Origin of the sequence: Simplicispira hankyongi (assembly GCF_003570885.1) — a bacterium.
Lineage (GTDB): Bacteria > Pseudomonadota > Gammaproteobacteria > Burkholderiales > Burkholderiaceae_C > Simplicispira > Simplicispira hankyongi.
In genome coordinates this window covers 519,278-536,752 of record NZ_QXJC01000003.1, presented here as the reverse complement: position 1 = coordinate 536,752, position 17,475 = coordinate 519,278, and the positions used below count along the sequence as shown (strand labels likewise).

14 protein-coding genes and 1 tRNA gene are annotated in these 17,475 nt (G+C 64.4%); 7 read left to right on the top strand and 8 right to left on the bottom strand.

All coding sequences use genetic code 11. The features are described 5' to 3' along the window. Positions 1-3 precede the first annotated feature (3 nt). Positions 4-1,671, bottom strand: a complete 1,668-nt coding sequence (gene recN / locus D3F03_RS09175) for a DNA repair protein RecN (protein ID WP_119109065.1) — start codon at positions 1,669-1,671, stop codon at positions 4-6. 2 nt (positions 1,672-1,673) lie between these two features. Next, positions 1,674-2,570, bottom strand: coding sequence for an NAD kinase (locus D3F03_RS09170; protein ID WP_119109064.1), 897 nt, complete (start codon positions 2,568-2,570; stop codon positions 1,674-1,676). A 29-nt stretch (positions 2,571-2,599) separates the two neighbouring features. Between D3F03_RS09170 and hrcA the strand changes: the two genes are divergently transcribed. From hrcA to D3F03_RS09155, 3 genes are all read left to right on the top strand, one after another. Beyond that, positions 2,600-3,610 carry a heat-inducible transcriptional repressor HrcA gene (hrcA, locus tag D3F03_RS09165; RefSeq protein ID WP_119109063.1) on the top strand — a complete coding sequence of 337 codons (1,011 nt, stop codon included), beginning with the start codon at positions 2,600-2,602 and terminating at the stop codon, positions 3,608-3,610. A gap of 50 nt (positions 3,611-3,660) precedes the next feature. Then, positions 3,661-3,737: transfer RNA gene (locus tag D3F03_RS09160), tRNA-Ile, on the top strand. Between the two features lie 178 nt (positions 3,738-3,915). Next, positions 3,916-4,926 (top strand): aldo/keto reductase, encoded by a 1,011-nt coding sequence (locus tag D3F03_RS09155; protein ID WP_119109062.1) that lies wholly within the window; start codon positions 3,916-3,918, stop codon positions 4,924-4,926. Positions 4,927-4,961: 35 nt separating this feature from the next. Here the strand turns inward: D3F03_RS09155 and D3F03_RS09150 are convergent, their stop codons facing one another. Beyond that, positions 4,962-6,242 carry an SPOR domain-containing protein gene (locus D3F03_RS09150; RefSeq protein WP_245960558.1) on the bottom strand — a complete coding sequence of 427 codons (1,281 nt, stop codon included), beginning with the start codon at positions 6,240-6,242 and terminating at the stop codon, positions 4,962-4,964. A 207-nt stretch (positions 6,243-6,449) separates the two neighbouring features. Further along, positions 6,450-6,740 (bottom strand): DUF4148 domain-containing protein, encoded by a 291-nt coding sequence (locus D3F03_RS09145; RefSeq protein WP_119109060.1) that lies wholly within the window; start codon positions 6,738-6,740, stop codon positions 6,450-6,452. A gap of 248 nt (positions 6,741-6,988) precedes the next feature. Between D3F03_RS09145 and D3F03_RS09140 the strand changes: the two genes are divergently transcribed. Continuing rightward, the gene (locus tag D3F03_RS09140) at positions 6,989-7,636 is read left to right on the top strand and encodes a DsbA family oxidoreductase (RefSeq protein ID WP_119109059.1); all 648 of its coding nucleotides are present in this window, start codon (positions 6,989-6,991) and stop codon (positions 7,634-7,636) included. A gap of 77 nt (positions 7,637-7,713) precedes the next feature. On the opposite strand, the gene D3F03_RS09135 is transcribed toward D3F03_RS09140, so the two are convergent. From D3F03_RS09135 to D3F03_RS09125, 3 genes are read right to left on the bottom strand one after another with little or no spacing between them, the layout of a single operon-like run. Next, positions 7,714-8,220 carry a CreA family protein gene (locus tag D3F03_RS09135; RefSeq protein ID WP_119109058.1) on the bottom strand — a complete coding sequence of 169 codons (507 nt, stop codon included), beginning with the start codon at positions 8,218-8,220 and terminating at the stop codon, positions 7,714-7,716. An 8-nt stretch (positions 8,221-8,228) separates the two neighbouring features. After that, on the bottom strand, positions 8,229-10,796 hold the full coding sequence (gene cphA / locus D3F03_RS09130) for a cyanophycin synthetase (protein WP_119109057.1): 2,568 nt from the start codon (positions 10,794-10,796) through the stop codon (positions 8,229-8,231). Positions 10,797-10,811: 15 nt separating this feature from the next. After that, positions 10,812-13,040, bottom strand: coding sequence for a cyanophycin synthetase (locus D3F03_RS09125; RefSeq protein WP_119109056.1), 2,229 nt, complete (start codon positions 13,038-13,040; stop codon positions 10,812-10,814). 175 nt (positions 13,041-13,215) lie between these two features. Here D3F03_RS09125 and D3F03_RS09120 point away from each other — a divergent pair, with 175 nt between their 5' ends. The 3 genes from D3F03_RS09120 to D3F03_RS09110 all read left to right on the top strand — a co-directional run bounded on the left by D3F03_RS09120 (position 13,216) and on the right by D3F03_RS09110 (position 16,574). Beyond that, positions 13,216-15,528 (top strand): cyanophycin metabolism-associated ABC transporter, encoded by a 2,313-nt coding sequence (locus D3F03_RS09120; protein ID WP_119109055.1) that lies wholly within the window; start codon positions 13,216-13,218, stop codon positions 15,526-15,528. Then, a complete protein-coding gene (locus D3F03_RS09115; RefSeq protein ID WP_119109054.1) occupies positions 15,525-15,998 on the top strand; it encodes a cyanophycin metabolism-associated DUF1854 family protein in 474 nt (157 codons plus the stop codon). The genes D3F03_RS09120 and D3F03_RS09115 overlap by 4 nt, the downstream gene beginning before the upstream one ends. A 141-nt stretch (positions 15,999-16,139) precedes the next feature. After that, on the top strand, positions 16,140-16,574 hold the full coding sequence (locus D3F03_RS09110; protein ID WP_119109477.1) for a hypothetical protein: 435 nt from the start codon (positions 16,140-16,142) through the stop codon (positions 16,572-16,574). Here the strand turns inward: D3F03_RS09110 and D3F03_RS09105 are convergent. Continuing rightward, entirely contained in the window at positions 16,571-17,473 is a 903-nt protein-coding gene (locus D3F03_RS09105) for a 5'-nucleotidase (RefSeq protein ID WP_119109053.1), read from the bottom strand. The two genes, D3F03_RS09110 and D3F03_RS09105, sit on opposite strands and share 4 nt — an antisense overlap. Between the last annotated feature and the right edge of the window lie 2 nt (positions 17,474-17,475).

Below are 17,475 nucleotides of genomic sequence, written 5' to 3'. Positions count from 1 at the left end.
GACCTACTCCAGTGCGTTTTCCCGGGCGCCATCGCCCAGCATTTCCTGGGCATGTGCGATGCTCGCCCGTGAGATTTTTTCTCCTCCCATCATGCGTGCCACTTCCGCAACCCGCTGCGTCCCTTTGGCGGGCACGACGGTGCTGTTCGCTCCTTGCAGGGTCTGGTTTTTTGATACGACAAGGTGGTGGTCGGCACAGGCTGCGACCTGAGGCAGGTGGGTCACGGCCAGCACTTGGCGCTCGCGCCCCAGTTGTTGCATCAACCGCCCCACGGTTTCTGCTACTGCGCCTCCAACCCCTGCGTCCACCTCGTCAAAAATGAGCGTCCCAGCGCTTCCCCTGGCGCTGGTGGTCACGGCGATAGCGAGCGCAATGCGTGAGAGTTCTCCGCCAGAAGCCACCTTGCCGAGCAATTTTGGCGTCTGCCCAGCATGGCCAGCAATGTGGAACTCGATGTCGTCCAGGCCCGCTGAGCCAGGCTGCGCCGCTGCAGTGAGTTGTACGACGAACTGTCCACCGACCATGCCCAGATCCTGCATCATCGAGGTGACGGCTTCTGCCAGGCGCGGTGCTGCCGCGCTGCGCTGGCGCGTCAGCGCTTTCGCTGCTGCTTGGTAGCGGCTGGCGGCGTCGTGCTCTGCAGCTGCCAGGGCCTGCAAATCGTGGCCTGCTTCCAATTGGGCCAGTGCGGTTTTCCAGCCCTTGTGCACTTGCGCCAGATCTCCTGGCGGCTGCTTGAAGCGGCGCGCCAGGCTGAGCCAGAGGGCAACGCGTTCATCCAAGGTCTGCATCTGCGCGGCATCGAGGGCATCGCGGCGCAGGTACGTATGCAGGCCGCGCAGGGCTTCCTCTGTCTGGGCGACGCTGTCCGCCAACAGGAGCACCGTTTCGCGGAATTGGGGTTCGAGGTGCTCTTGTGCAGTCAACACGGCGAGGGCCTGTGCCAATGCTGAGCATGCCCCGCCATCTTCATGGTCCAGATGGTGGGCCGCAGCCAGTGCGGCTTCCATCAAGGACTGTGCATGTCCGAGTCGGGTGTGTTCCTCGTTCAGAGCGTCCCACTCGTTAAGTTGCGGGGCGAGCTTGTCGAGTTCTGCGATCTGCCATTGCAGCCGTTCACGTTCTGCACCTGCAGACTCCTGGGCTTCGCGAGCCGCGGACAGTGCTTCAACGGCAGTGCGCCAGGTGGTCCAGGCCTGTTGCACGCGCCCGGTGTCGGTATGGGCATAGGCGTCGACCAACTCGCGCACCGCTCCGGGGCGGGTGAGCTGCTGCCAGGCGTGCTGGCCATGGATATCCAGCAAGGCCGAAGCCAGTTCACGCAATTGCGCCGCTGTTGCCGGTGTTCCATTGATCCAGCCGCGGCTTTTACCGCTGCTGTCGACGGTGCGGCGCAGCAGTAGCTCGCCATCTGCCTCAAATCCCCCGCGCTGGAGCCATGGCACCACCTCCTGTGGCAGGTCAAACTCCGCGCTCAGTTCCGCACGCGCCGCGCCTTCGCGCACGATGCCAGCGTCGGCGCGTGCGCCCAGCACCAGCTGCAGTGCGTCGATGAGGATCGATTTGCCTGCGCCCGTCTCGCCCGTCAGGGCCGTGAAGCCAGGCTCAAAATCGATTTCCAAGGATTCGACGATGACGAAATCACGCAAGCTCATGTGCCGCAGCGACATGGTCAGGAACCTCCTTCGTTCCAGCGCAGCTTGCGTCGCAAGGTATCGAAATAGTTCCAGCCGCGCGGGTGTAGAAAACGAACGCAATATTCAGAGCGGCGCACCAGAATGCGATCGCCTTTGTGCAATGCGGCAAGCGACTGCATATCGAAGCTGGCACTAGCGTCGCGGCCATTGACGAGTTCGATGGCAATTTCAGCACTGTCCGAAAGAACGATCGGGCGGTTGGACAGCGTGTGTGGTGCAATCGGCACCAGCACCCAGCCGGGAATGGATGGATGCAGCATGGGGCCGCCGGCCGACAGTGCGTAGGCCGTGGAGCCCGTAGGCGAGGCCACGATCAAGCCGTCGGCGCGCTGGTTGGCGACGAAATGCCCGTCCACCTCGACGCGCAGCTCCACCATGCCCGAAGTCGCCCCGCGGTTGACGACCACATCGTTCATCGCCAGCGCGTCGAAAACGCATTCGCCGTTGCGCAGCACCTGCCCGTGCATCAACTGCCGGCGGTCTTCCTCGAACTCCCCATGCAGCATGGGCGTCAGCGTTGTCTTGAGTTCTTCTAGAGGGATGTCGGTTACAAACCCCAGCCGCCCCTGGTTGATGCCGATGAGCGGCGTACTGAATCGCGCCAGCTTGCGGCCGATGCTCAGCATCGTGCCGTCGCCCCCCACAACCAGGCCGAGATCACATTGCTCGCCGATCTCCTGTGGTGTCAGCGCGGCGTGCCCCGAGAAGCCACCGTTGTCCGCGGTTTGCATTTCCATTGACACGCGGCACCCCTGTCCAACCAGAAAGGCAGCAATGTGCTCTAGCACTTCGCGCGAACCCGGCGCTACCGTGCCAGTCTCCGCATGGTGGTACTTGCCTATTAACGCCACATGGTGAAACGAGGGGGTCATGATTGAAATTACATCACTAAAATGATTGCATGCTGGATGCGCGCGCCAAGTTGTTGCTCAAAGCGCTGGTCGAGCGCTATATCGAGGATGGACAGCCTGTCGGCTCCAGGACGCTCTCGCGTGCCAGTGGCCTGGAACTCTCGCCCGCCACGATTCGCAACGTCATGGCAGATCTGGAAGAGTTGGGCTTGATCGCCAGCCCGCACACGTCAGCAGGGCGCATCCCGACCGCCAAAGGCTACCGTCTGTTCGTGGACACCATGCTCACCGTGCAGCGCGATCGCATCACCCCGCATTCGCTGGCGGCCGAGCAGCCTCAGAAGGTCATTGCCAACGCGGCCAATCTTCTCTCCAGCCTGTCGCAATTCGTTGGCGTGGTAATGGCCCCGCGCCGCGCGTCGGTATTCAGGCACATCGAGTTTCTTCGCCTGTCGGAGCGCCGCGTGCTGGTGATCCTCGTTTCCCCCGAGGGAGATGTGCAGAACCGGGTGATTTTTGTCCAGAGTGACCTGTCGCAAACGCAGCTCACCGAGGCGGCCAACTACCTCAACAGCCACTACAGCGGGCTGGCCATGGAGCAGGTCCGCGAGAGTCTCAAAACCGAGGTGGCAATGCTGCAAGGGGAAATCGCCGATCTCATGCAGGCGGCGGTGCAGGTTGGGGGAGGCGCTGATGCGCAAGACGAAGTCGTCATTTCCGGCGAACGCAACCTGCTGGCCGTCAGTGATTTTTCCAAGGACATGGGCAATTTGCGGCGCGCCTTTGACATGTTTGAACAAAAGACGCAATTGCTGCGCCTTCTTGATGTGTCCTCCCAGGCCGAGGGCGTGCGCATTTTTATTGGCGGGGAAAGCCAGGTGGTTCCGTTTGAAGAACTGTCGGTGGTGAGTGCACCCTATGAGGTGGATGGGCAAGTGGTGGGCACCCTGGGGGTCATTGGGCCGATGCGCATGCCCTACGACAAGATGATCCAGATTGTTGATATCACTTCACGCTTGGTCTCGAATGCGCTCAGCCATCGAACCGAGAACAAATTCTGAGCCCCTACAATCGCCGATTGGTTTCAGGCGGCTGATTGCCGCACGAACGGGGGCCGTTAGCTCAGTTGGTTAGAGCAGAGGACTCATAATCCTTTGGTCGTAGGTTCAAGTCCTACACGGCCTACCAGTGTTCATGCGCCCCAGCGCCCGAAAGGGTCCTGGGGCGTTTCTACAATTGCGCCCAAGCTTCTACACGTCACTTTCAGCCTGCAACTGCAACCGATGGGCTGCGTCACACGGGTGCCGTACATCTCTTGATAGAGAAAGCCGCAGGTGTTCCTGCCGCAATCCGCTTACAGTTGGTCATGGAATACAAAAACCTCGGTAGCAGCAATCTCAAGGTATCCGCACTCTGCCTGGGTACGATGATGTTCGGTGACCAAACCGAGCAGGACGAGGCGCAGCGGATCGTCGCGCATGCACACGAGCATGGCGTCAACTTCCTCGATACCGCCGATGTGTACACCGCGGGCGCGTCAGAAGCGATGCTTGGGTCGCTGATCAAGGCCACCAGGCACGACTGGATATTGGCCACCAAGCTCGGCAACAAGATGTCAGAGCGGGTGAACGAGAGCCACTATTCCAGGGCCTGGATGCTGCGGGAGCTTGAGAGCAGCTTGCGGCGCCTGCAAACTGACCATATTGATATCTACTACCTGCACCGCGACTTTGCGGGCATGAACCTTGAAGAGCCCTTGCGGGCACTGGACGACATGATCCGCAGCGGCAAGGTGCGCTATTGGGGTATTTCCAATTTCCGTGGCTGGCGTATCGCCGAAATGGTGCATCTTGCGGCTCGCATCGGCATGCCTGGCCCGGTGGTCTGCCAGCCGTACTACAACTTGCTCAATCGGATGCCTGAGGTCGAAATTCTGGCTGCATGCGAGTACTACGGGATTGGCGTGGTGCCTTACAGCCCAATTGCCCGCGGCGTGTTGACGGGCAAATACGCACCAGGAGCAGCTCCTGAACAGGGCACTCGCGCGGGTCGAGGTGACCGGCGCATGCGGGAAACCGAGTTTCGCGAGGAATCCCTCGCCATTGCACAGAAACTCAAGGCGCATGCGTCTGCCAAGGGGGTATCGCTGGCGCAATTTGCGACTGCCTGGGTGCTTGCCAACCGCAGTGTGAGCGCAGTGATTGCCGGGCCGCGCACCCTGGCGCAATGGACGGATTACTTCCCCGCGCTCAATTACGTGGTCGATGCCGAGGATGAGGCGCTCGTGGATGCGCTGGTGGCGCCGGGGCACCCTTCGACGCCCGGATTTACCGACCCGGCTTATCCGCTGACGGGCCGCCGCGCGCCCGCCGCCTGACGCAAGCCATTCGGGTGGCGCCATGGCGCGCGCCCTCAGCCGCGCTGCCGGTACATCACTGCGTCGAGCTGCATGCTGCGGATTTGCGCGGCGGCCTTCTGTGCCTTGGCTGGGGTCGCGAAGGGGCCGACGCGCACGCGGGTGCGCTCGCCGTTCTGGGTGGCAAAGGTCTGGCGAAATGCCGGTAGATTGGCGTTGAGCAGCTTGGCCTGCGTGCGGCGTGCATTGGCTTCTTCGGCGAACAGACCCACGTTGAGGTAGTAACCCGGCGCACTGCCTACCGGGCTGGGGGTGCTGGCGGCCGGCTTTGGCGCGGCGGCAGATGGGCTGGTGGTGGCGGCCACCTTGGCTGCGGACGTGGAGGTTGCGGCGGCCGGTTGGGCGCTCCGCTTGCCTGATGCAGGGGAAGCCGGCAAACCTGTTGCCTTGGGGGCTGGCGCAGCAGGAGCGGCGTGGGTGGGTGTCGGAAGCGCCTTTGGCGGGAGAATCGGCGCAGCCTGCGTGCTGGCGGGTGTTTGCGGTGGGGCAGCGGGTGCCTGCGAATGGGCATTGTGCTGCGCCAGGAGTGGTGGGGGCGGCGGTGCCAAATCCTTGCCCGGAACCGCGGCTTCCGCCATTTCTGCTATTGGCCGTGCCTCGGAAGCGGGCGATGCGGCTGGCAATGCCGGGTTCGCCGTTGCCGAGGCCTTCAATGCGGACGGGAGGACGGGCGCCGTGGTCTGCACCGCGCCCGTTGCGACTTGCCTGACCGCAGTGCTGGACGCGCTCCCGCTGCCGGCAGGCACCAGCGCCCAGGTCAAGGCAATGGCGGCAAACAGCAGGACGTTGGCGGTCGCGATCCAGGCCAGGCGCCGCCAACTGCTGGCCTGGCGTGCCAACAGGGAATGGGCTTCGGGCATGGTGTGCGCCGCCACCAGTGCGTGCGCAATGCGCTTGCGAATCTCGTGGTGCAGCAGGGCGTCGCCAAACAGGCCTGGCAGCGCGATGGCAAACATGGCAAACGCGGCAAACAGGCCCCACTCGATCTGCTCGGGCCAGTGCAACAGTGGCCGTCCGACGCCAAAAACCAGCAGCGCCAAGCCTTCGACCAAGGCGACATACACCAGTGCGGCACTCCAGAGGTGGTGCAGCAGCATCCAATTGAGCGTGGCCAGGCTGGAGGCCAGATTCCAGCCGGCGGGTGCCCGGCCGGCTCGGTCGAAGCGCTCGAACAGTGCCAGATAGCGCGGTAGCTGCACCGGGCCAAGGGCGGCGCGGTAGAGCGCGTCCATGGCGCTGTCGCTGGCGGCCTGCGGCCTTACATCGGGAGTTGGCATGCGGCATTCTGGCATGGGGTGCCGCTTCTGTGAATGCCTGTTTTAACAATCAGATCGGCCTGTAGCGCTTGTTGTGTATGCGCATTGCGCTATTGATTAGAGAGTATGAAGGTAGATGCGCCCAGCGCGCGAGCAGAAAGAAAAAACCCCGACGGACTGGGCCCGGCGGGGTTTGCTAGCGCGCACGTAGCGCGTCAGGGAAGCAGCTTAGCTGCGGTTACCGGTGGCGATTTCGCCGGCGCGGGCCGCAGTCACCGCTTCGGCGCGCACATCAAGACGGCTGAGCTGCGAGGGCTGGCTCGCTTGCAGCACCACAAAATTCTTTTGGGCGGGGAGGGCGGCCGCGCCTTCGGCGCGGACTTCGGCGCTGGCACGGGTCGATTGCACGCTGGCGTCAAAGTTGGCGCCGTAGAGATCGCCGTAGGCGCTGCCGGCTTGGGCGGCAAAGGAGGCAAAGGCAGCGACAGCGGCAACGGAGAAGAGGCGGGTGGCATTCATGGTCAATATCCTTCAAGAGCAACAAGTAGACCGGTTCCGCATGGGTGGCAAAGTGCCTGCGAGGCCGGGTTCGATGAGGTCCTTGCGGCGTCGTCTCATCGATGGGTTGAACTGTATTCCTTCATCGTCCAAAGAAAAACTACTCGGTATGAAACTGACTGTTCTGGTTTTTGATGTGAATCCAAAGGCCTGCCGCGCATCCAAAACAGATTCGTTTCAGAATAGGCCGATGTTTTTTGGAGCCACCGATGCCAACCACCCTCAAAGTCGACTTTGTTTCTGATGTGTCCTGCCCCTGGTGCGTGATCGGCCTGCGCGCGCTGAAGCAGGCTGCCGAGCGCCTGGCCGGTGAGGTGCAGCTCGATCTGCACTTCCAGCCGTTTGAACTCAATCCGCAGATGGGGCCAGACGGCCAGGACATCGGCGAACACCTGCAGCAGAAATATGGCGCGTCCGACGCGCAGCGCGAAGCCACCCGCGCCGCCATTGCTGCACGCGGTGCCGAGCTGGGCTTCACCTTCACTCCTGGTGCGCGCGGCCGCATCTACAACACCTTCGACGCGCACCGCCTGCTGCACTGGGCTGAGCTGCAGGGGCACCAGGAGGCGCTCAAGAACGCGCTGTTCAAGGCCTATTTCACCGACGGAGAAGACCCGAGCAACCAGGCATTGCTGGTGCGCCTGGCTGGCGAGGTGGGGCTGGACGTGGCAGAGGCACGCGCCTTGCTGCAATCGGATCGCTACGCGGCCGACGTGCGTGAGCGCGAGCAGTTCTACCTGCAACAAGGCATCCACTCCGTGCCGGCCATCGTCATCAACGAGCGTCACCTGATTCAGGGCGGCCAGCCGGTGGAGGTGTTCGAGCAGGCGCTGCGGCAGATTGCAGCAGAAGCCTAGAACTATAGAATTGATAGCTGCTGGCGCTTATGGGATAAGCGCTAGAGGCATTTTTTGCCTAAAATTTCCGTGGGCAATCACTTGTCCAGCGGGATTGGCGTGGCGCGGTCCACCGGGACGGCGGTGACGCTGTTCTGCGGCGAGCCGTCAATGAGTTTGTCCGAGTAGCTCAGGTACACCAGGGTGTTGCGCGGTGCGTCCACCATGCGCACCACACGCAGGCGCTTGAAGAGCAGCGACATGCGCTCGGAGAAAATCTCTTGCTGCTGGCGCAGCGGTTTGGCGAACGAAAGGGGTCCGGTCTGGCGGCAGGCGATGGATGCCTCGGCCCGGTCTTCGGCCAGGCCCAGCGTGCCCTTGATGCCGCCGATGCGGGCGCGCGAGACGTAGCAGGTCACGCCCGAGACGCCCGGGTCGTCGTAGGCCTCGACAATGATGTCGTGGTCGCGGCCAAGCAACTGGAAAGCCGTGTCTACCGTGCCGATCTTGTCGGCCGCCTGGCCTGCTGTGGCGCCAGCCAGGCACAAGGTTGCCAAGGCTGCACGCAGCAAGTGGGCGGGAACGGAGCGTTGCTTGGATGCCATGCTGCGTCTCATGCTTCAGCGCAGCGGCGGGCCAGATGCGCCAGCGCTTCTTCCACCTGGTCCACCAGCACCAGGCACAGGTCGCCGGGCGCCAGGCGCGCCAGAGCGGTGTCGATGGCGATGAATTCGCCGCGAATTTCCTCCACATGCTGGGTGCGCCCGGCGCCAGCAAGGCCTTCGCGCAGCAGGCGCATCACCTCGCCATCGGCGCGGCCGCGCTGGGCGGCGTCCTGGTACAGCAGCACGTCGTCAAAAGCGGCGCCGAGAATCACGGTCTGCGCGCGGATGTCCTCGTCGCGCCGGTCGCCCGCACCGCTGATGACAACGCTGCGGCGCTTGGCCGGCAGTGCATTCACGGCGCTCACCAGGGCGCGCATGGCGTCGGGGTTGTGGCCATAGTCGGCAATGACCGTGGCGCCTTTGAAATCCATCAGGTTGAAGCGCCCGGGCGCGTTGTCGCTGTCGTTGACGAAACCCGAGAGGCCGCGGCGGATCGTCTCCCACGACAGGCCCGCGCCCCAGGCGGCGGCCACCGAGGCCATGACGTTTTCCACCTGAAAACCAATCTTGCCGCCGCGCGTGATGGGCACATCGCGCAGATCAATTGCCTCGCGCCAGGAGCCTTCGGCCGCCACGACCGAATCGCCATCGACATAGACCGACCGGTTGCCCTGGGCACGGTGCGTGGCCATCACGGGATGGTGGCGATCGGCGGCAAAGAAGATGATCTTGCCGGGGCAGGCCGGCGCCATGGCCGCGACGATGGGGTCGGCGGCGTTGAGCACCGCATAGCCATCGGGCGCCACGTTCTGCACGATGACGCGCTTGAGCACCGCCAGGTCTTCCACCGTGGTGATGAAGTTCAGCCCCAGGTGGTCGCCCTCACCGATGTTGGTGACCACCGCCACGGTGCAGCGGTCAAAGCCCAGGCCCTCGCGCAAGATGCCGCCACGCGCCGTTTCGAACACCGCCGCATCCACCTCGGGGTGCAGCAGCACGTTGCGCGCGCTTTTCGGGCCGCTGCAGTCGCCGCTGTCGATCTGGCGGCCGTTGACGTACACGCCATCGGTGTTGGTCATGCCGACCCGCAGGCCGTGGGCGGAAAAGAGGTGGGCAATCAGGCGCGCCGTCGTGGTTTTGCCATTGGTGCCAGTGACGGCCACCACCGGAATCCGTCCGTCGTTGCCGGGCGGGAACACCAGGTCCACCATGGCCTGGCCAATCGCGCGCGGCTTGCCGTAGGACGGCGCCAGGTGCATGCGCAGGCCGGGCGCGGCGTTGACTTCGACAATGCCGCCGTTTTGTTCCTCGATCGGGTGCAGCACGCTCTCGCACACCAGATCGACGCCGCAGATGTGCAGCCCCACCATTTGCGCGGCCGCCACGGCGCGCGCTGCTACGTCGGGGTGCACGTCGTCGGTCACATCGGTGGCCGAGCCGCCGGTAGAGAGGTTGGCGTTGTTGCGCAGGATGATGCGTTGGCCTTTGGGCGGCACCGAATCGGGCGTCATGCCCTGTGTGGTGAGGCGCGCTACGGCAATGTCGTCCAGGCGAATTTTTGTCAGTGGCGTGGAGTGGCCTTCGCCCCGCCGCGGATCAAGGTTCACCAGGTCGACCAGTTCGCGCACCGTGTGGATATCGTCGCCCAGCACCTGGGGCGGCTCGCGCCGCGCGGCGGCCACCAACTGGTTGCCGACCACCAGCAAGCGGAAGTCGTGGCCTGGCAGAAAGCGCTCGACCATGACCTCGCCGTATTCGGCGGCCACGCGAAAGGCTTCATCAAGCTGCGATCGTTCGGTGATATTGACCGTGACGCCCTTTCCCTGATTGCCGTCCTGGGGCTTGACCACCACCGGCAAGCCGACATCAAGCGCCACGGCCCAGGCGTCGTCCGTGGTGGCAGCGGGTCGCCCCATGGGCACCGGGACGCCGGCGGCGTGCAGCAGGCGTTTGGTCAGGTCTTTGTCCTGCGCGATGGACTCGGCCACGGCGCTGGTCACATCGACTTCAGCCGCCTGGATGCGCCGCTGGCGCGAACCCCAGCCAAACTGCACCAGGCTGCCTTGCGTGAGCCGGCGCCATGGGATGCCGCGTGCCGCAGCGGCTTCCACAATGGCACCCGTGCTGGGGCCCAGGCGCTCGTCTTCATCGAGCTCGCGCAGACGGGCCACCACGGCTTCGCAGTCGAATGCGCCGCCTTGCTGCGCGGCGGCTACCAACGCCTGAGCGTCTTCGAACGCCTGGCGACCTACCGCTTCTTCGGTGTATTCGACGATGACCTGGAACACACCGCGCTCTGGCGTGTGCGCGGTGCGGCTGAACGTCACGGGGCAGCCGGCCTGCGCCTGCAGCGCCAGCACCGCCGATTGCAGCACGTGGGCGAGCGAAATATCGTTCTCGCTGCCCTCGGGCAGCAGGGTGCCTATGGCCGGGAACAGAGCACGCAAGCGGGCTTCGAAACCGGCCATCTGCGCCATCGCCAATTCGTCGTCGGTGCAACGCACCACGGCCTCAATGGCGGTGTTGCGGCTCCACAGGTTGGGGCCGCGCAGGGCCCGGGTACGGGATACATCCATGGAAATCTTTCGGGATTACAGCGGCAGTACGGGAATGCGCGGCGCATTGGCGCCTGCCAATACGGGTTCGAAGGTTTTGACGCCTGCGGCAATCAGGTCGGGGGCAATGTCCAGCGCCCAGGCGGCGCCAATTGCCGCCAGCAGGGCCGGTACGGGCACCGATGCAGCTGCCTGGCCCTGAGTCAGGCGCGCCAGCTCGCCCAAGGGCTTTTCGCTGGCTCCCTGCGCCAGCACTACCTGGCCGCCTTGCAGAAGCACCGCACGGCCATGGTCCTTGGCGCGGTGGGCCGCCACGGCAGCGTTGAGCGCGTCGGTGGAGGTCAGCACCACGGCGCCGTCGCACAAGCGGGCCAGTTCGGCCACTTCCGGCTCGTCGGCGTTCAGCACCGCCGCGCCGCTGGCAAGGACCACATCGACCTGGGTGCGCAGCACGCGCGGCATCTGCTCGGCGGACAGCACGTCAAATTCGGCCAGTGCTTCCCATCCATCCATGTCGGTCACCACGCCGACGGTGCAGCGGTCGTAGGCCAGGCCGTCCTGCAGGATGGCGCGCGCGTCGTTTTCCATCACGGCGGCTTGCACCATCTGGCTGGTGAGCAAGCGGCGCGCGCCTTCCCAGTGGGCGCTGGGGCGGGTGTCCACGCAGCGCTCGTTCAGAAACAGACCTTCGCTGCAGGCCAGGCCTGTGTAGCGACCCCCCAGATGCAACAGCCACGCGACCAGGCGGGCAATGGTGGCGCTTGAGCGTGTGCCCGCGACCCCGACGACCGGAATGCGGCCGACAGTGTCGTCGACAGAGGCATCGTCGGCCAGCGGGAACAGGTGCTCGGCAATGGCCTGGCCCACCGGGCGCGGTGCACCGATGGCGGGCTTGAGGTGCATCAGCAAACCGGGTCCGGCGTTGACTTCCACAATGGCACCCCCCTGCGCGTGCAGAGGCTTTGAAATGTCTTGCGCCACCATGTCGATGCCAGCGATGTCCAGACCTACGACCTTGGCGGCCAGTGCCGCGATGTAGGCCACCTCGGGGTGAACTTCGTCGGTGCAGTCCACCGCCACATTGCCGTTGCGCTGGATCACCACCTGGCGGCCGGCGGCGGGGACGGAATCGGCGCCCAGGTCCTGGCGCATGAGTTCAAGCTGCACCTTGGCGTCCTGCGTCAGGTCGATGATCTCCAGCGGGTATTCCTCCTCGTAGCCGCGGCGCGGGTCGGAGTTGAGCTGGCTGTCGATGAGTTCCTGGACGGTGGAGCGGCCGTTGCCGGTGATGCTGACCACCTCGCCGCGCGCGGCGGCCGCCACCTTGCCGCCGACCACCAGAATGCGGTGCTCGTCGCCGGGGATGAAGCGCTCGACCATGACCTCGCTGCCTTCGGGCTCGGCCACGTGCCACGCGGCTTCGATATCTTCGCGCTTGCGCAGGTCGAGCGTGACGCCGCGCGCATGGTTGCCGTTGGAGGGTTTGACCACCACCGGCAGGCCAATGTCCTGGGCGGCCTCCCAGGCGGCTTGCGGGCTAGCCACAACCTGGCCCTCGGGCACCGGCACGCCGCAGGCCTTGAGCAGGCTTTTGGTTAGATCCTTGTCGCTGGCAATGCCCTCGGCGATGGCGCTGGTGAATTCGGTCTCGGCTGTCCAGATGCGGCGCTGGGCGGCGCCGTAACCCAGCTGCACCAAATTACCGTCGTTCAGGCGGATGTGCGGAATGCCGCGATCGGCGGCTGCGGTGACGATGCAGGCCGTGCTTGGGCCGAGGTAGCGGTCGTCCACCACCGTACGCACGCGGGCGACGGCGGCGTTCACGTCAAAAGGCTGGTCATTGAGTGCCGCCATGAGGAGCGCGTGGCCTTCGGCCAGCGCGCTGCGCGCGACCTGCTCCTCGCGGGCCCGGAACACCATGCGGTAGATGCCGTGCCGCGAGGTACTGCGCGTCTGGCCAAACCCCGTGGGCATGCCCGCCAGGTTGAGCAGTTCGATGACGATATGCTCCAGCACGTGGCCGCACCAAGTGCCCTCCTCCAGGCGCTGCAGGAAACCGCCGCGCTCGCCTACGCCGCAGTGGTGCTCGATCAGCGCCGGCAGCCAGGTGGTGAGCCGCTCGTTGAATCCCGGCAATTGGTGCGAAGGGTGATCCTCCAGCGGGCCAAGGTCCAGCCAGACCTCCAGCACCGGGCGGTAGGTCCAGATGTTTGGGCCACGAAGGTAGTGGATGCGCAGCAGGTCGATGTCTTTAAATGTGGTCATGGGTCAGCGCACCGGGTGCGTAGTCCGTTGAAGGCAGGCGCATCGGCCGGGCCGTTGCGTGCCAGATAGCATGGGCGCAAGCATACCGTTGACGGTCGCTCGCGTGTTTGGGGGAAAATTCGGCTGCTGCCACTGTGCTGGCTGTTCTGCGCAATTCGCGCGTATTCAATTCAAGATGCAACATCACCACCGTGCGGCCGAAACTGACGCCGCGTCCCGACCTTTCGAGGCAGAACTGGGTCGTCGGCTTGTGCCCAATGAAAACGTGCTCGCCACCCTGCAGGTTGACCTCAGTGACGCGCTGCAGTTCACGAGCAACCTGCTTGCCTTGACCAGCGCCCGGTTGCTGGCCTGTACCCAGGGCGGTGAGTGGCGCGAGTGGGCGCTGGCGCCTGGCATAGGGCTGCGACTGCTGGACCATGGCGGCGTGGGCACGCTGGAGTTGCACGATGACCGCAACCGCCTGGCGCTCTGGCACTTCACGCTGGCAATCAATCCAGCGGCACAGCGCTTGGTGCGGCAGTTCGAGTTGCGCATCGTCCAGATTGCGCATGGCGGCTTGGTGCCGCATGCGGCAGTGGAGGCAGACGCCCTGTGCCCGGTCTGCCACAGCGAGCTCTCGCCAGATACCGAAGAATGCCCGGTTTGCGCCCGTGCCCAGCCGCCCCAGCCCTCCACCTGGGTGCTGCTGCGGCTCTGGCGCTTTGCGCGCCCCTACCGCAAGCAACTGGCCACCGGTTTTGGCTTGACGCTGGCCTCTACCGCCGCCACGCTGGTGCCGCCGTACCTGACCATCCCGCTGATGGACGACATCCTGATTCCGTTCCAGAACGGCAAGCAGATCGAGCCAGGCCTGGTGCTGCTGTATCTCGGGGGGCTGCTCGCCTCCGCGCTGCTCGCCTGGGGCTTGGGCTGGGCGCGCACCTACATCCTGGCGTTGGTGTCTGAGCGCATTGGCGCCGATTTGCGCACCACGACCTATGAGCATTTGCTGCGCCTGTCGCTGGACTATTTTGGAGGCAAGCGCACGGGCGACCTGATGTCGCGCATCGGCGCCGAGACCGACCGCATCAACGTGTTCCTGTCGCTGCATGCGCTCGATTTCGTCACCGACGTGCTGATGATTCTCATGACGGCGGCGATCCTGTTTTCGATCAGCCCCTGGCTGGCGCTGGTCACGCTGGTGCCACTGCCGTTCATAGGCTGGATGATTCACACCGTGCGCGACCGGTTGCGCACCGGCTTCGAGAAGATCGACAGGGTCTGGAGCGAAGTGACCAACGTGCTGGCCGACACCATCCCCGGCATCCGCGTGGTCAAGGCCTTTGCTCAGGAAAAGCGTGAGGCCCGGCGGTTTTACGACGCCAACCAGCACAACCTGCAGGTCAACGACAAGCTCAACAAGACCTGGGCGCTGTTCACGCCCACAGTCTCGCTGCTGACGGAAATCGGTCTGTTGGTGGTATGGGGCTTTGGCATCTGGCTGGTATCGAAAAGCCAGATCACGGTGGGTGTGCTGACGGCGTTCATCGCCTACATCGGGCGCTTCTATGGCCGGCTGGACTCGATGAGCCGCATCGTGTCGGTCACGCAAAAGGCCGCTGCGGGCGCCAAGCGCATCTTTGACATCCTGGACCACGTCAGCAACGTGCCCGAACCGGCCCACCCGGTGCACATGGAGCGGGTACAGGGCGCCATTGCGCTGCGCGGTGTGGGTTTCCGCTACGGCAGCCGTGCCGTCATCAAAGGACTCGATCTGGAGATCCGGCCCGGCGAAATGATTGGCCTGGTGGGCCACAGCGGCTCGGGCAAAAGCACGCTGGTGAATCTGATCTGCCGCTTTTACGACGTCACCGAAGGGGTGATTGCGCTCGACGGCACCGACATCCGGCGGTTTGCTGTGGCGGACTACCGGCGCCATATTGGCCTGGTGCTGCAGGAGCCGTTCCTGTTCTTCGGCACGATTGCCGAGAACATTGCCTATGGCAAGCCAGACGCGACGCGCGGCGAAATCATTGTGGCCGCGCGCGCCGCGCACGCGCACGAATTCATCCTGCGACTGCCGCATGGCTACGACTCACTGGTCGGTGAGCGTGGTCAAGGGCTCTCGGGCGGCGAGCGCCAGCGCATCAGCATTGCGCGCGCGCTGCTGATCGACCCGCGCATCCTCATCCTTGACGAAGCCACGTCGGCGGTGGATACCGAAACGGAAAAGGAAATCCAGCGCGCGCTCGACAACCTGGTGCAGGGCCGGACCACGATCGCTATTGCCCACCGCCTGTCCACTTTGCGCAAAGCCGACCGCCTGGTGGTCATGGACCGCGGCGAGATCGTCGAAGTCGGGCCGCACGATACCCTCATGGAGCGACAAGGCGCTTACTGGCGCCTGTACGAAGCCCAGGCGCGCCGCGCCGAGGAAGACGCCCAAGCAGCGGGCGTGCTGCCCGAAGCACTTTCCCATTCCGCACACCCTGCAGGCCAGTCATGAGCACCTCGAACATTTCGCTGCAGCGCGACAGCCATGGCCGACTGGTGCTCACGTTGGCCGACGGGAGCGAGCATGTGGGCGTGCAGCCCGTGCGCGCGTTTCCTATCGGCGCACCGGACGAAGGAATTTCGCTGCTGGGACAAGACGGGCATGAGCGGCTGTGGGTGGACCGTCTGACCGATTTGCCCGCTGGCGTGCGTGCGCTGGTTGAGGAAGAACTCGCGGTGCGCGAGTTTTCCCCCGAAATCACGCGCATCGTCTCGGTGTCGAGCTTCTCCACGCCCAGCACCTGGCAGGTCGTCACCGACCGAGGTGACACCCAGTTCACCTTGAAGGCCGAGGAAGACATCCGCCGCCTGGCCGGCCGCACCCGGTTGATGGTGGCGAGTGCCGAGGGCGTGCAGTACCGCATCGCCGATACGCGGGCGCTCGACCGGCATTCGCTGCGCTTGCTGGAGCGATTTTTGTAGCAGGAGTGGCACTTAATAGGTGTTTACCCTTAAATTTTGGCCAATTCGGAGAAAAGGGCTCAAGTTGCCCCTCTTTTCGCCGAAATAGAGTTACGAGACGGGGGGGAATCCGGCTCGCTCCGTCTAACTGAGGACTCTGCCATGCAACTGCCACCTGTTGACCGATCGACAAGCTGGCGTCCCCAGGGCGCCGACCTTTACTCCACCGGGGCATCGGGGGCGGTTCCGGTGCGACCCATCAATGCGGCCACGCCGGTCGAGTCGATGGACCGACTGGGAGAGGGGGCCATCGTCAAGACGCCCGAAAAGTCATCCAGCCCCGATCAGGCCAATCGCGACTGGACCGAGGGGGCTGACAAAAAAGAGCTGAAGATTCCTCCCGAGCCGCCCAAGGAGCCGCCGCTCTATAAGGTGATGATTGAATTCATCCAGTCCATGTGGCGCGCCAGCGGTAGTGCCATTGAGATGGCCCAGGACGTGAACAAAACCACGCTGGCGGAGCGCCTGGCTCAGCAGGCCAAGAATGAGCCGTTGACCTACTCGGACCCCACGGTCAAGCGCACTACGGGGCTTTAAGGCGCTGCTCCCGGGAGGCTGCGCACGTGGCCGGCCGGTACATGGCGCGCCGCCGAGCGGACGTGACCGGTCTGGTCATCAAAAAAGAAATCCGGTTCGAATTCGCGCAGGAACGGGCCCTTCTCCAGCCCGCCCAAAAACATCGCCTCGTCCACCGCCAGGTTCCACTTCATGAGGGTGTTGATGGCGCGCTCATGCGCTGGCGCACTGCGGGCCGTGACGAGTGCAATGCGCAGCCGCATACCCGAGACATCCGCCTGCTGCTGGAGTTGGTGCAGCGCGGCGAGCAGCGGCTTGAAAGGCCCGCCAGACAGCGGAAGGGCGGCCTTGCTGGTTTCGTGCGAGACAAAGGCTTCCAGCCCACCTTCCTGGTAGACCCGCTCGGCTTCGTCCGAGAACAGCACGGCGTCGCCGTCAAAGGCAATGCGCAGTTCGTTGGGGTAGTTGATGCCGGCGGCAACCGATTCGGTCAATACCCTTGCGGCTGGAAAACCCAGGTGCAGCGCCTCGCTGACATCGCGTTCGTTGGCAGAGAGGAACAGGTGCGCGCCCAGTGGCCGCAAGTAGCGAAAGGGGTCGCGCCCCTGCGTGAACACGCCGCGCTCGAGCTGCAGCCCGGCGCTTTGCACCGAGCGGAAGATGCGCAGCGCCGTCACCGGGTCGTTGCGCGAGAGCATCACCACTTCCACGCGCTGCACCGCGTCGGTGTTGAAGGCCAGCAGCTTGTGCACCAGCGGAAATGCGACCCCCGGCTTTGCGGGCACCGCCAGGCGCTCCTGCTGCAAACGCATGTAGGCGAGCGGGTTCTGCGCGTCGAACACGCGGTTTTCTTCTTCGAAATCAAACAGCGCGCGCGAGGAAATCGCGACCACCAGTTTGTCTTGCAGGCTTACCGGCATCG